Below are 13,958 nucleotides of genomic sequence, written 5' to 3' on the forward strand. Positions count from 1 at the left end.
TCTGAAGGTCCGCTTGCCAAAGGCAGAAATGCGTACCTGCAAATGTTCCAAACATTGCGATTTGGCAACAGGATATTGATGGTTTGAACGTATTTGGCACAAGAATGCTGGTCAAAACCGGCAATCGTGACGCCGTCTGGGTCCTTCTCTAACCATATACAACTCTGCCGGATAATTCTATCCGCGTAGGCTGTGCATAACGAACACGACCTTACACGATGTTGGGACCGCTTAATGTGGGGGTTTGAACAGAACCTGGGGGTTATGTAGTCTGCCGGTCATGTGTGGAGCAGAATGTAAGACCTTATGAAACCGAACTTTCTGGCCGGATTGGCTCTGATGATATGGGTCCTCGGTCTGGCGATACCGGCCGGGGTGATGGCGCAAACTTCGTTGATACCCGGATACTCATCCGGGTCGGGCAACGCGGCAGAGACCTCGGATGAAAACGATCTGTCGGCGGCTATTCGTGCGGCGAGCGAAGCGGGCGCCAGCGTCATTGTAATCGACAGCGCCGGGCAGGTTGTGTCGTCAACGGCTGGCGAAACTGCTGCCGAAGACACAGGCGATCCAGATAACCCGATGGGTGAAGGCTCGCAACTGATGAAGGCGCAGGAGCGGTTTTCGAAGTTCCGCGCGTCAGTGCAATCACGCCTTGAGGCGTTGCCGTATTCCGTGTTCGAAGTTCAGTACATCCTGCGGCAGACCAGCCCGGATGGCCGTATCCAGACCTATGTTGAGGTTTTGGGGTGGAACATCTTGTTCCTGTTGTTGGGTCGATGGCTGTCGGTTGAGATCTATGGCAAGCGCATCGCCAAACGATTTGTTGTGGCTCGGATCAAAGAACACCCGCAGGGCTATCGCGAAAAGATGCCCTTTCTTGTGTTTCGGTTCCTAATGGGTATCGGGGCCACGATTTTTGCCATGCTGATGGCACTGATCGTGGGGTATCTGTTCTTCGGCGAGGCCGAGGACATCTCGGTTCAGTTCACCATTACGGCCATTTTCACGGTCTTTTTCCTGTCCAGAACGGTGTCCGATCTGTGGCGCATGGTTTTGTCTCCGTATCTGAGCCAATATCGCCTGCCACCATTTTCCGACCGTGACGCAAGGCGGCTGTACGTTTGGGCATCGGCCTTGGCGACATATGATATATCGGTTGTCCTGTTTTCGACCTGGGTGGCGGATTTCGGGCTGAACTACAACGTCTATGCAATGGTCTATGGCAGCCTGACGATGTTGGGGGCCGTCGGTAATGTTCTGATGATCCTGTTCAATGCCCGGGCGATCTCACACGCAATTCGGGGAGGACGCGCGCCCGATCAGGTGTCGTGGATATTGCGGTTCATCTCGTTTGCGTGGGCCCCCGTGCTGATCGTTTACATGGTGTTTAGCTGGTTCAAGCTGGCCGTGGATCTGGTGTTGGAGAACGAGAACTCGCTGCCAATCGTTGCAAGCAGCTATATGATCTTTATGTCTGTGGTCGTTGCCTATGGCGCGATGAACTACCTGCTTGAGCGATATTTCGACCGCAACCGGCAGATCGAGGAACTGAATGCCGAGGCCGATCAGGAGGCGGACGAGGAAGATCACGAAGCGATTGAGACCCCTCAGGCTGAAAAGCGCAAACACACCATCCTGACCTACGAAGATCTGGCGCGCCGTGTTGCAGGAATCCTGGCCTTTGTTGTTGGGCTCTATGCACTGGTTGTCATTTGGAACCCTGAAACCAGCTTTAGCGAAGACTTGCCGATTGAGCAGGCACTGGATGTGATGGTGATCCTGTTCATCGGGTACATCCTGTTTCACTTTTTCCGTATCTGGATCGACACTAAGATTGCAGAAGAGGAAGACGACGGCGGGGCAGAGGCTGAACTGGGCGACGAAGGTGGCGAAGGCGGGCAAAGCCGCCTGGCAACGCTGCTTCCACTGTTCCGAGGCGCAATTCTGGCCATAGTCGTGGTCACCATTGCGTTGATTGGTCTGATGGAAATTGGGATCAATGTCAGCCCGCTGTTCGCCGGTGCGGGTGTTGTTGGGTTGGCTGTTGGATTTGGGTCGCAGACATTGGTGCGTGATATCTTTTCAGGGGCGTTTTTCCTGATGGATGACGCTTTCCGCAAGGGCGAGTACATCGATATTGGCGATGTGAAGGGGACGGTCGAGAAAATTTCAGTCCGGTCTTTTCAGCTGCGTCACCACCTTGGTGCGCTGAACACAATTCCCTTTGGCGAAATCAAGGTACTGACCAATTATTCGCGCGATTGGGTGATCATGAAGCTGCCGCTGCGGGTGACCTATGACACCGATGTAGAGAAGGTCCGAAAACTGATAAAGAAACTTGGTCAGGAGTTGCTGACCGACCCGGTGATCGGTGAAAACTTCATTCAGCCGCTCAAGTCGCAAGGTGTGATCGAGATGCAGGATTCGGCGATGATCATCCGGGTCAAGTTCATGACCAAACCGGGCGATCAATGGTTGGTGCGCAAGAGGGTGTACCAGGATATCCGAGAGCTTTTTGCGCGTGAAGGCATTCGTTTTGCGCATCGTGAGGTGACGGTTCGTTTGGCGGATGAGAAGGAGGCCGAAGACCTGACACCCAAGCAGCGCGAGGCCGTCACAGGTGCCGTGCAGGCCGCAATTGACGAAGACTATCTCGACGATATCGGTCCGGGTGGAGATGATCGCTGAGGTGGTCTCCCGCCCCTTTGATCTGCGTCCCTGACGGGACGCCGCCCAAAGCGTTGGGCCGGGCCGCGCGTGCCGCGCGGCGGGAGGTCAAGCGTTGAGCGAAGGCCAGGACGCGTCGGCGGTGCCCAGTTTGGAGGCGGGCAGACGCCATTGCATCTTTGCGGATCCAACGCTCAAGGCCGGCTTCAAACGATGACCGGGCCCCCAGCCCGTGTCTTCGACAGAGGACGCGTAGTCTTTTGCGGCTGCGGTCGTGATGTCTTTCCCTTCGCTGGTTTTGCTGAGGACCGCCAGCAGTTCAGCGGTTCGCGCCAGCGAGAGATGGGCGTGCATAATCGAGTCGCCCGCCGCAGCCTGCGCGAGGGCCGACAGGACAGCGGCTGCCATCAGGTACCCGGTGGCATGATCCAGCGCCTGAACCGGCAAAGGCGTTGGTTTGTCGGCACCGGCCCAGTCCATGCCTGAGTGCGCAATACCGGCGCTCATTTGTACCAAACTGTCAAAGCCGCGCCGCGTGGACCAGGGCCCCTGCCATCCATAGGCGTCCAGCGTGACCTCGACCCTGTTTGGGGCCAGCTCGTCTCGTTTGGTCTTTGTCAGACCCAGCGCGTCCAGTGCGCCGGGCCGGTAACCATGCACAAACACATCGGCTTGTGACAACAAGGCTTGCAGACGGTCCAGCCCGTCTGGTGACTTCAGATCCAGATAGGCACAGTTTTTGCCGAGCGAGATGTCGGGAATTACACCGGGTTCGTCCCAATCCGGTGGATCTACACGCAGCACCTCGGCGCCAAAACCGGCCAGCGTGCGTGTCGAGACGGGGCCGGCCAAAACGCGGGTCAAATCGAGCACGCGCAGCCCCGCAAGCGGACGCGCGGCGGTTGCTTCGGGTCGCTCACGTAAGGTGATACGGCGCGGGCCTTGCCAACCAACAAGAGGATCACGGGCCACCGCTCGCCCTTGTGGATGATCCTGCCACTCGATCCGGCTGCGCATAGCCGCGGCAACGCCACCTTCCGCCACAACAGCGTTTTCCAAATCCCCGATAGCCCATGTTCGAGTAGCTTTGGTCACCGCGTCCCGGTCCGCAGGGACGGCCAGAACCTTAAGAGCCGCAGCGCGGTGATGGGGCAGGTTGGTATGCAGTCTAATCCACCCGTCAGACCCTTGATAGTCGCCGGCAATAGGGTCCCAGAGGTTCGGCATCTCCCAGCCGTCAGGCTTGAAGGAAAAGCCATACCAAAGCGACGCCAGCCTGTGATCGACCGTCACTTCGGGAGCGGTTGGTGCCAGATTCATCGCAGCTACAAGTTTGGCCAATTCCCGACCAACGGCGGCAAAACTGGCGGTCGCAAGTTCTGATACCGCAAAAGCACTGGCGCGCGCACCTGACCCTTTGGTGCGATAGCTGTCAGTAGCCGGGAGGGCTGCGAGCAGGCTCATTGCTGATAGGGGTCGAGACTATCGCGCAACCCGTCGCCAAGGAAGTTAAAGGCCAGCACAACCACGATGATCGGCAACATCGGGATGGCGGTCCATGGATAGATTTCGATCGAGGCAAGGTTCTGTGCATCATTCAGCATAACGCCCCAACTGACGGCGGGAGCGCGCAGCCCGAGACCAAGGAAGCTAAGTGCAGTCTCGCCCAGGATCATGGCTGGAATCGACAGCGTTGCCGAAGCAATAAGATGGGACATGAAGTTCGGCAGCAAGTGTTTGCGTATGACCCTTCCCGAACTCGCGCCCATCATCTCGGCGGCGCGAACATACTCCTCCTCCCTCAAGGAGAGGAATTTGGCGCGGACAGATCGGGCGAGACCGGGCCAGTCGAGGATGCCCAGAATGATCGAAATGATAAAGAAAACGGCGACTGGGCTCCAGTTCGACGGAACTGCGGCAGACAATGCCAACCAGAGTGGGAGTTCCGGGAGGGACCGCAAGACTTCGATGACCCTGTTAATGACCCAGTCAATCCGCCCGCCGAAATATCCGGCGATGGATCCGAACAGGATGCCCAAAGTGAAGGAGACGGTGATGCCGATCAGACCCACGGTCAATGACAACTGTGCGCCGTACAGAATTCGGCTGAATATGTCGCGGCCCAATCGGTCAGACCCCCACAAAAACAAGGTAGCTCCTTCAGGCGCGCAGAACAAATGGGTGTCGGACGGGATCAGCCCGGCCAGCCGGTATTCCGACCCTTCGCAGAAAAAGCGGATCGGTCGCGGGTCATCCGTGTCAGGCACGAACTTCCACTGGAATGTCTCAAGGTCCGCCTCGGCCACGATGGGATAGACGTAAGGTCCAATGAACGCGCCGTCGTGGAACCAGTTGACCGACTGGGGCGGCGCATAGAGGTGCTCTCCGTTCCGGTCATTTGGACCGTATGGGGCAATGAAACCTGCAAACGGCAGCATGAGATAGCACAGCAGCAGAAATGCGCCCGAGATCAGACCAAGCTTGTGCGTTTTGAATTTACGCCAGACCAGAACCCAATTGGGGGCATCCAGATCAGCACGCTCTAATTGCTGAACCGACGCCTGAGGGTCAAAGGGGGCGTCGTCGACAAAGCGATCTTCGGGACGGTCGGTCATGCTTCGCGCCCCTCATAACGGATACGTGGATCCAGCATCACCAGCAGGATGTCAGAGATCATCGTGCCGATCAGGGTCAACAAAGCGACAAACATCAGCACAAAGGCCGACAGGAACTGATCTTGTGTCTTGAGCGCTGTCAGCAGTGTCGGGCCGATCGTTTGCAAGCCCAGAACCACTGAGACCAGAACCGAACCCGACACCATAGAGGGCAGGAGATTTCCGATGTCCGCGACAAACGGGTTGAAAGCAACGCGCAAGGGGTATTTGGTCAGCATCCGAGACGGTGCCATGCCCTTGGCAATGGCGGTTTCCACGTAGGGTTTCCCCAATTCATCCAGCATATTGGCGCGCAGGCGTTGCATCATCGCGGACGCGCCTGATGTACCGATGACGAACGTTGGCACGATCAGGTGGATGAGAATTGACTTCAACTTGTCCCAGCTCATTGGCTGGCCTTCGAACTTTGGATCCATCAGGCCACCGATCGGCAGGTTGAAATACTGATGCCCGTAGTAGAACAGGATCAGTGCCAGCAGGAAGTTCGGCGTCGCCAGCCCCAAGTACCCCACAAAAGCCGACGTGTAGTCGATCCAAGTGCGTGATCGTGCTGCGGCAAGCACGCCAAGGGGCAGAGCGACGGCATAGACGAACAGGATCGCGGCCAGATTGACGACGACCGTCAGCCACAATGTATCTCCCACGATCTCGGACACAGGACGGTCGAATTCAAAGGACCAACCATAGTTGCCCTGCAGCAGTCCGGAAAACCCGTGAGGGCCCGGCCAGAAGCCCATCCAAATCAGGTACTGTTCCCACATCGGGCGATCCAGTGCATATTCGGTGCGCAAAAATTCAGCTTTGGCCACACCTGCGGACTGGCCCGAAGCCTGAAGCTCTGCGATCTGATTGCTCAGGTAGTCGCCGGGCGGCAGGTTGATGATGACGAATATCAGAACCGACACCACAAGCAGGGTCAGCAGCATCGTAAAAAAGCGATACACCGCATAGCGCAGCATTATCATTTAGCTGCTCCTGTCAGTCGGCGAAAAAGAACTCGTCCGGGCGGTGAACGCCGAAATGCGCGCCGGGTTCCCACGCCCACATGGCCTGTTCCGGTACATTGCGCAGACGGTTTGAAACCACGATGGGCTGTGGGGCGCCGTTCAGGATACCGATGGCATAGAGCTGTTCCGCATGTATGTTCAGCATCTCTGACCACACGGCCGCGCGCTCATCATCGGTCGTCGCGATTTCCCAGTCATGGGCCAGGGTCATAAGACGCTCGGCTTCGGGCATGTCAGGCGCTTCGCCGACCTCGCCTCCGGTCTGATAGTACTGGCCCCATTTTGGCCAGGCCAAGAATACCTGATCTGTCGGCGCGAGGTAGGCGGGAGAGGTGTGCGCTTGGGGGATACCATCATCCCAGCCGAACCAGACCGAGGCCATGGTGTTGCCCGCAAAGACCCGGTTGCGCAGGATATCCCGATCCAGTGGGCGCATGACCAGTTTCACGCCGATTTCGCGCCACGTGTCAGTTACGATCTGCAGCGCGTTTTCGACCTCCTGCCGCTCTCCGGCGGTTTCTATGACTAACTCCATCGGTCGACCATCAGGCAGCAGACGCGTTCCGTATTTATCGCGCTGGTCCAACCCAACCTCATCCAGCAGCGCATTGGCCTGATCAATGTCGAACTCGGCCCAGGCATTGGCGTTTTCTTCACTGTAGAATGGCGAGGCAGGCAATACGGACATCGCACCCGGTTGGGCGAGTTTGAAGTAAAGCGCCTGATTGATGGTCTGACGGTCTATGGCCAGCGAAAGTGCGCGGCGTACGCGGACGTCGCGCAATATGTTGCGCCAGGCCTCATCTTCAAAATTCAGGTTCGGGTATATCGCGATCTGAGATGCGACGCCCGTTTTCCACAGCACGGTCTTGTAGTCTCCCTGTGCTTCGCCCTTTTTCAGAATCGAGGCGTCCCGGAAGGCTAGGCCGCGACCCTGCAGATCGCTTTCGCCAGCGTTGGTTTTGGCTGCCACAAGACCGGGGGCGACAATCTCCATTTCGACCACATCAATATAGGGCAGTTGAACGCCGTTGGTGTCGATACGGTGATAGTAGGGGTTTCTTACAAAGTTGTGCCGGATTTTCTTGCCGGAACTGGCATTCAGCCAAGGCTGCAGCGTCGGCAATTCGTGATTGTCGAACTTGTAGAGATTGTCCAGTTTGTTGTGCAGCGCCGCCCAGCTTTTGACGCGCGCATCCTCGACCGCAAAGGCAAGGTCTTCCTGGTCTGCGTACTTCTCGTGGTACTGCTTTAGAAACTCTGAAGGACGGTAGATAAAGGGTGGGCGCGCCTGTGCCAGCGATTGCAGGAAGTCTGGATTGGGGTCATCCCATTCGTAAACTACCGTTGTCTCGTCGGGAAAGCTGACCGTCGGCAGATTACCTTCTACGATCAGGAAATCGGGCGGTCCTGAGGGGCTGAGCAATTCGTTGTTCGCAACGTCCTCCCACCAATATCGGAAGTCCTCGGATGTGAAGGGTGTGCCGTCGGACCATTTGTGGCCGTCGCGCAGTTTCAGGGTGAATTTGCGATTTCCGTCGTTCTCGAACGAGGCAAGCAGATCGGGCACAATCGTATAGTTCTCGTCGAACCCGACCAGCCGTGCATAGCCATACACCACCATTTGCCGGATGTCCTTGGATCGCGTGACCATGGTGCGCAGGGTGCCGCCGGGTGTTCCGAACTCGCGCCCCTTTGCGGCCAGATCAACGACCAACGGTTCTTGAGGCAGGCGATCCTGAATGGGTGGTAAGTCGCCGGCATCCACTTCTGCGGCCCAAAATACCGTTTCTTGCGGCGTGGGCACGGTTGTTGCCGCAGCGGGCACCATCCAGGTGAGGACCAGCAACGCGGCCGGGATCAGATGTCGAGTGGTGTTAAACATGGCAACGTACCTTATGGCCCGGCTCCAATTCCACCAGAGAAGGTAACACGGTGTCAGAGAAACGAAAGGCTTCATCCCAACTGTCCGGCGCGCCGGCACCCAGCGAAACCATTTGCAGGTCGATCGGGCGATTGATGTCGGGTTCGGGTTGAGCGGCAATCAACGCCTTGGTGTAGGGGTGGCGCGGATTGTAGAAAAGGGTTTCGGGCGGAGCCTGTTCGACAACAACGCCCCTCCGCATCACCGCAACTTCGTCGGCAATGCGCGCCACGACCGCAAGGTCATGGGAAATAAACAGATAAGACAGGTTCAGGCTGTCCTGCAACGTTTCGAGCAGCGTCAGGATTTGCTCCTGCACAGATACATCCAGCGCCGAGGTGGGCTCGTCACACACGATCAGCTGTGGGTCCAGCATCATCGCCCGCGCAATGGAAAGACGCTGCCGCTGACCCCCGGAAAAAGCGTGCGGGTAGCGTTTGAGCATATCAGCGTTCAGACCCACCCGTTGCAGCATCTCGGCAGCCTTGCCCCGCTGTTCCGAGACCGAGCCGATGCGATGAATCTCCAGTGGTTCGGTCATCGCGTCCTGAATGCGCATCCGAGGGCTGAGTGAACTGTAGGGGTCCTGAAACACCATTTGCGCTTTGCGCTGAAAGGCGGTGCGCTGAGCGCGTGTCATGTTGTGAACGGTGATTGGGTCTTCGTCCGGGGTCGTGCGGAACAGAATTTCGCCGCCTGGATCTGGCAGTTCCGCACCCAACGCAATGCGGGCGGCCGTTGTTTTGCCAGAGCCGCTTTCCCCTACGATGGCCAGTGTTTTGCCGCGCGCAAGGTTCAGGTCGACGCCGCGACAGGCGTGGATTTCCTTGTCAGCCTGCCACCCTTTGCTGGCCCGCATCGTGTAGGTCTTGGAGACGCCCTTCATTTGCAGGATCAGGTCCTCATCCGGCATCGGCAATCCGACTGCGTCCTGATCCGGAATCGCCGGTGCCGCATCGAACAATTGTTGAGTATACGGGTGCGCGGGCGCGGTCAGGATCGGCGCGGCCGGACCAGATTCCATCACGCGGCCCTTGTGCATGACCACGACCTGCTCGGCCATGTTTGCCACCACGCCCAGATCATGCGTTACCAGGATCAGCGCCATCCCGGTTTCTCTCTGCAACTCCTTGATAAGCCCCAGCACTTGCGCCTGTGTGGTCACATCAAGCGCCGTCGTTGGTTCATCTGCAATCAGCAACTCGGGCTTGGCGACCATGGCCATTGCGATCATGGCGCGTTGGCGCATGCCGCCGGACAGTTCAAACGGATAGGAGTCATAAGCGCGTTGTGGATCCGGAAAGCCCACACTGTCGAATTGTTGCAGAACCTCTTTGCGGGCCTGCGCCTCGGACGCGCCCCGGTGCAGCCACAAAACCTCGCTGACCTGATTGCCAATCTTGTGTAGTGGTGACAGGGACCGCATCGGTTCCTGGAAAATCATCGAGATCCGGTTGCCGCGTATGCCCCGCATTTCGCGCTCGCTGATTTTTGTCAGCTCTGCCATGCCTTTGGAATCGTTCAGAGTAATACTGCCGCTGCGTATCTGAGCCGTGCGCGGCAGAATCCGCAGCGCGGCCCGACAGGATATGGTTTTGCCCGAGCCGGACTCTCCGACCAATGCGAGTGTCTGTCCGGCCTCAACGTCAAAGTTCACATCGCTGACGACAGGGCTACCTGCACCGAAACCGATGCTGAGGTCCCGGATAGACAACAATGCACTCATGCGGGCATTCCGCCCGTCTGACCGTCTGGCGACATCGGTTTTTTCAACCCCCTGTGTTTTTAAGGCAGTCTCGCGCGGTTAGCCCTAACTAGTCAAACGAGTTCTTGGGGTGAAATGTCGCGAAAATGTGAAAGTTTGGGCACGATGACTACACAAAGTCTTGAGTTTTTGCGATCTACGGCAATGTCGGCGGCATCTGTGCCCCCCTGAGCAGCAGCAAAGAGAGATTATCCTATGTCCGACACCAAGAGCCGGCTGGACCTGTTCATTGACCGCATGGTGTCACAGCGCGCTTGCCTGGATTTCGCCATTTCGCAGACAACCGGAATGTCAGGGCCTGTGTTCGAGTTGGGATTGGGCAATGGGCGAACATATCACCATATGATTCAGCACATTCACGACCGCCCGGTCTATGTGTTCGAACGTGCTGTGGCGTCGCATCCCGACTCCACACCGCCCGAAGACCGGGTAATCTTGGGGGATGTACGCGAAACGCTGCCAGCCTCGCTTGATCGCTTTGGACCCACGGCCAGCGTAATCCATGCCGATCTGGGCGGGCATAGTCGTGAAAAGAACGATGTCTTTGCCCGCTTTGTTTCCCCTCTGATCGAGCCACTCCTGGCCCCCGGCGGCCTGATGGTGTCAAGCGACAGAATGTATTTTGAAAAACTCACCGAATTGCCCTTGCCAGAAGGGGCGGTCGAGGGGCGATGCTTTGTGTATCGTCGCTAAGCGCTGTTCAGAAAGGCGCGGCGGCGCCGCGTGTTCAGCCAAATGTTTGGTGGCGTGCAGGAAAAAGGACAGATGTCATGCTCTTTTATGATTGCTCAACTGCTCCCAGCCCACGGCGGGCCCGCATTTTCATCGCAGAAAAGGGGGTGCAGATCGAAAGCCGCGATGTTTCGATTGCGAAAGGCGAACAACTTGATGAGGCCTTTCGTTCAGTGAATCCGCGCGCAACTCTGCCGGTTCTGGTGACGGATGAAGGGACGGTTCTGACGGAAAATCTGGGCATTGCCGTGTATCTTGAGGCGCGTTTTCCTGAACCACCCTTGATGGGGCGCACGCCGGACGAGAAAGGCCTCGTGTTGATGTGGAATGCGATCGTGGAAAGCCAGGGTGCCGCGCCCATTGCCGAGGCGTTGCGCAACAAGCATCCAGCCTTTGAAGGCCGGGCCATGCCGGGTCCGGTCAACTATGCGCAAATCCCCGAACTGGCGCAGCGCGGCCTTGATCGGACGCATGTGTTCTTTGAAATGCTTGAAGCCAGGCTGCAACACAGCCCATTTGTGGCTGGCGAGGTGTACACGCTTGCAGACATTTCAACCTTTGTGTTCGTGGATTTCGCAAGAGTGATCAAGCTTGGGATTCCTGAGAACAACACGGCCACGCGGGCGTGGTTCGACAAGGTTCAGTCCCGGCCCAGTTCAAACCTCTGATCGCTGTTATAGGCGCGCAATTTACTGAGCTGCCTCGTACTGTACAGAAATGTCTAGACAGAGGTGAACAGTGCCACTAGCGTCTCCGCAGAGTCTTTTCATGGGAGGTTGGGATGAAATCCCAGTATCGTGTCGTGGTCATCGGAGGCGGCGTTGTCGGCGCCTCGGTTCTGTATCATCTCGCCAAATTCGGTTGGTCGGATGTCGTCGTGCTGGAGCGGCGGCGGCTGGCATCGGGGTCGTCCTGGCACGCGGCGGGTGGCATCCACGCATTGAATGCAGACCCCAATATGGCATCCTTGCAGGCCTACACGATTGACCTTTTGAGCGAGATTGAGAAGGAATCCGGTCAGAGCATCGGTCTACACATGACCGGTGGTCTGACTCTGGCTGGCACGCCCGAGCGGTGGGAGTGGCTGCAGGCGAATTACCGCATTTTCCAGTCTATCGGGATCGACGATTGCGAGTTGCTGACGCCAGAGGAAGCGCAAAAGCGGTGCCCGATCATGTCGACCGATGGCGTTCTGGGGGCCATGTGGGCGGATCGTGAGGGGTATATCGACACAACTGGTACGGTTCAGGCCTATGCCACGGCCGCCAAGAAACGCGGGGCCGAGTATTATGAAGAAACAAAGGTCGAGGAACTGATCCAAACCGATGACGGCTGGCAGGTTGTCACCGACAAGGGCACGATCACTTGCGAACATGTGGTCAATGCTGCCGGTCTCTGGGCAAAACAGGTGGGGCGTATGGCGGGGATCGAACTGCCGGTCTCGCCGCTCAAGCACCACTATCTGATCACAGATTCCATTCCCGAAGTGGCCGCTGCCGATTTTGAGATGCCGATGACAGTCGACCTCGAAGGGTTCACCTATATGCGGCAGGACCAAAAGGGTGTCTTGATCGGTATCTACGAGGTGGATCACGAACACTGGGCTATGGATGGTGCACCGTGGAACTACGGAGAAGAGCTGTTTCAGGAACAGCTTGAGCGGATCGAGAATGAACTGACGCTGGGCTTTGAGCGCTATCCGTCGATTCAGGACGTCGGCATCAAGACCTGGGTCAACGGGGCCTTCACCTTCTCACCTGATGGCAACCCGCTGGTCGGTCCCGTGCCGGGCAAACGGGGCTATTGGTCGGCCTGTGCAGTGATGGCGGGCTTCCTGCAGGGCGGGGGTGTCGGCAAAACGCTGGCCGAATGGATGATCCATGGCGAACCCGAGGCTGATGCCTGGCCGATGGACGTGGCGCGTTATGGCGATTTCGCGCAGAACAAGCGCTACATCCGTGAGACGACAGGCCAGTTCTATTCCCGGCGTTTTGTGATGACCTATCCGAATGAACAACTGCCTGCGGGTCGCCCGCTGAAGATGGCCCCGGCGCATGACGCAATGACTGAGGCCGGTTGCAAATGGGGGGTGAGCTGGGATCTCGAAGTGCCGCTTTATTTTGCGCCGAAGGGGTTTGAGGAAACGCCGACTCTCAAACGCTCGAACGCGCATGACATCGTGGCAGAAGAGTGCAAGACGATCCGCGAAGGCGTTGGCCTGATGGACATTTCGGGCTTTTCCCGGTTCGAGATCAGCGGCCCGAATGCTGAGATCTGGCTGGATAAGGTCATGGCTTCGAAGCTGCCCGCACCGGGTCGGGCCAAACTGGCGCCAATGCTGGGCGAGAATGGGCGGCTCAAGGGTGATCTGACCGTGCTCAACTGGGGCGATGGCACCTGGTGGATCATGGGCAGCTATTACCTGCGCGCTTGGCATATGCGCTGGTTTGACGATCATATGATCGATGGCGTTGATATTCGTGATTTGGGCGAAGAATACTGTGGTTTTGGTCTTGTCGGACCAAAGTCACAGGCGGTGATCGAAAAACTGGCCGAGCAGGATATCTCGGGCCTGAAATTCATGGGCTGTGGCCATTTCGACATCGGTCTTGTCCGCGCCCGCGTGGCGCGCATGTCGGTGACCGGAGAGAAAGGCTATGAGATCAATTGCCGGTATGGCGATCATATCAAGCTGCGCCGCATACTGTTGGAGGCAGGGGCCGAAGGAGGCATCCGCGAATGTGGCTTCAACGCGATGCTGTCTACCCGGCTCGAGAAGAGCTTTGGCATCTGGTCGGCGGAATTCACCCAGCTTTACACGCCGGGCATGACCGGCATGGATCGTTGGATCGACTGGGACAAAGACTTTGTCGGTAAGGCGGCTGCCGTTGCCGAACGCGACGGCAATGGCCCGGCACAAGTTCAGGTCACGCTGGAAATCGATGCCTTGGACGCAGATGCCAGCGGGTATGAACCTGTCTGGGCGGGCGGTGAGCGTGTCGGCTTTGTGACCTCTGGCGGTTACGGCCACTATACCGGCAAGTCACTGGCCATGGCGCTGGTCAACCGCGACAAGGCCGAGCCGGGGACGGAACTGTCTGTGCATGTGGTCGGTGTCGAACGACCATCCCGTGTTGTTGCGCCGTCACCTTACGATCCTCAAGGCAAAGCGATGAGGGGCTGAG

At 57.7% G+C, this 13,958-nt stretch carries 9 protein-coding genes; 4 read left to right on the forward strand and 5 right to left on the reverse strand.

The genetic code is table 11. From position 1 onward, the window contains the following. Window positions 1-306: 306 nt before the first annotated feature. Window positions 307-2,691: a mechanosensitive ion channel family protein gene (locus ACR3ES_RS09570; protein WP_170431785.1), complete on the forward strand. Its 2,385-nt coding sequence runs from the start codon at window positions 307-309 to the stop codon at window positions 2,689-2,691. An 87-nt stretch (window positions 2,692-2,778) separates the two neighbouring features. Here ACR3ES_RS09570 and ACR3ES_RS09575 read toward each other — a convergent pair whose 3' ends face one another. From ACR3ES_RS09575 to ACR3ES_RS09595, 5 genes are read right to left on the reverse strand one after another with little or no spacing between them, the layout of a single operon-like run. Beyond that, complete coding sequence (locus tag ACR3ES_RS09575; protein ID WP_170431787.1) at window positions 2,779-4,134, reverse strand: CoA transferase; 1,356 nt, start codon at window positions 4,132-4,134, stop codon at window positions 2,779-2,781. Further along, window positions 4,131-5,285: an ABC transporter permease gene (locus ACR3ES_RS09580; RefSeq protein ID WP_170431789.1), complete on the reverse strand. Its 1,155-nt coding sequence runs from the start codon at window positions 5,283-5,285 to the stop codon at window positions 4,131-4,133. Before ACR3ES_RS09580 ends, ACR3ES_RS09575 begins: the two co-directional genes overlap by 4 nt. Then, a complete protein-coding gene (locus ACR3ES_RS09585) occupies window positions 5,282-6,310 on the reverse strand; it encodes an ABC transporter permease (RefSeq protein ID WP_170431791.1) in 1,029 nt (342 codons plus the stop codon). Before ACR3ES_RS09585 ends, ACR3ES_RS09580 begins: the two co-directional genes overlap by 4 nt. Before the next feature lie 13 nt (window positions 6,311-6,323). After that, complete coding sequence (locus tag ACR3ES_RS09590) at window positions 6,324-8,237, reverse strand: ABC transporter substrate-binding protein (RefSeq protein WP_170431793.1); 1,914 nt, start codon at window positions 8,235-8,237, stop codon at window positions 6,324-6,326. Beyond that, window positions 8,230-10,002, reverse strand: coding sequence for an ABC transporter ATP-binding protein (locus ACR3ES_RS09595; RefSeq protein WP_170431795.1), 1,773 nt, complete (start codon window positions 10,000-10,002; stop codon window positions 8,230-8,232). Before ACR3ES_RS09595 ends, ACR3ES_RS09590 begins: the two co-directional genes overlap by 8 nt. Window positions 10,003-10,236: 234 nt before the next feature. Between ACR3ES_RS09595 and ACR3ES_RS09600 the strand changes: the two genes are divergently transcribed. From ACR3ES_RS09600 to ACR3ES_RS09610, 3 genes are all read left to right on the forward strand, one after another. Next, a complete protein-coding gene (locus tag ACR3ES_RS09600) occupies window positions 10,237-10,734 on the forward strand; it encodes a class I SAM-dependent methyltransferase (RefSeq protein ID WP_170431797.1) in 498 nt (165 codons plus the stop codon). Window positions 10,735-10,811: 77 nt separating this feature from the next. Beyond that, complete coding sequence (locus tag ACR3ES_RS09605) at window positions 10,812-11,441, forward strand: glutathione S-transferase (protein WP_170431799.1); 630 nt, start codon at window positions 10,812-10,814, stop codon at window positions 11,439-11,441. A gap of 113 nt (window positions 11,442-11,554) precedes the next feature. Continuing rightward, window positions 11,555-13,957: a GcvT family protein gene (locus ACR3ES_RS09610; RefSeq protein ID WP_170431800.1), complete on the forward strand. Its 2,403-nt coding sequence runs from the start codon at window positions 11,555-11,557 to the stop codon at window positions 13,955-13,957. The last annotated feature ends 1 nt before the right edge of the window (window position 13,958 follow it).

Source organism: Ruegeria sp. B1, from assembly GCF_056535885.1.

Coding starts and splice junctions, on each gene's coding strand:
- ACR3ES_RS09600 (WP_170431797.1), top strand. CDS start 10,237: ATGTCCGACACCAAGAGCCGGCTGGACCTGTTCATTGACCGCATGGTG.
- ACR3ES_RS09605 (WP_170431799.1), top strand. CDS start 10,812: ATGCTCTTTTATGATTGCTCAACTGCTCCCAGCCCACGGCGGGCCCGC.
- ACR3ES_RS09575 (WP_170431787.1), bottom strand. CDS start 4,134: ATGAGCCTGCTCGCAGCCCTCCCGGCTACTGACAGCTATCGCACCAAA.
- ACR3ES_RS09570 (WP_170431785.1), top strand. CDS start 307: ATGAAACCGAACTTTCTGGCCGGATTGGCTCTGATGATATGGGTCCTC.
- ACR3ES_RS09595 (WP_170431795.1), bottom strand. CDS start 10,002: ATGAGTGCATTGTTGTCTATCCGGGACCTCAGCATCGGTTTCGGTGCA.
- ACR3ES_RS09610 (WP_170431800.1), top strand. CDS start 11,555: ATGAAATCCCAGTATCGTGTCGTGGTCATCGGAGGCGGCGTTGTCGGC.
- ACR3ES_RS09580 (WP_170431789.1), bottom strand. CDS start 5,285: ATGACCGACCGTCCCGAAGATCGCTTTGTCGACGACGCCCCCTTTGAC.
- ACR3ES_RS09585 (WP_170431791.1), bottom strand. CDS start 6,310: ATGATAATGCTGCGCTATGCGGTGTATCGCTTTTTTACGATGCTGCTG.
- ACR3ES_RS09590 (WP_170431793.1), bottom strand. CDS start 8,237: ATGTTTAACACCACTCGACATCTGATCCCGGCCGCGTTGCTGGTCCTC.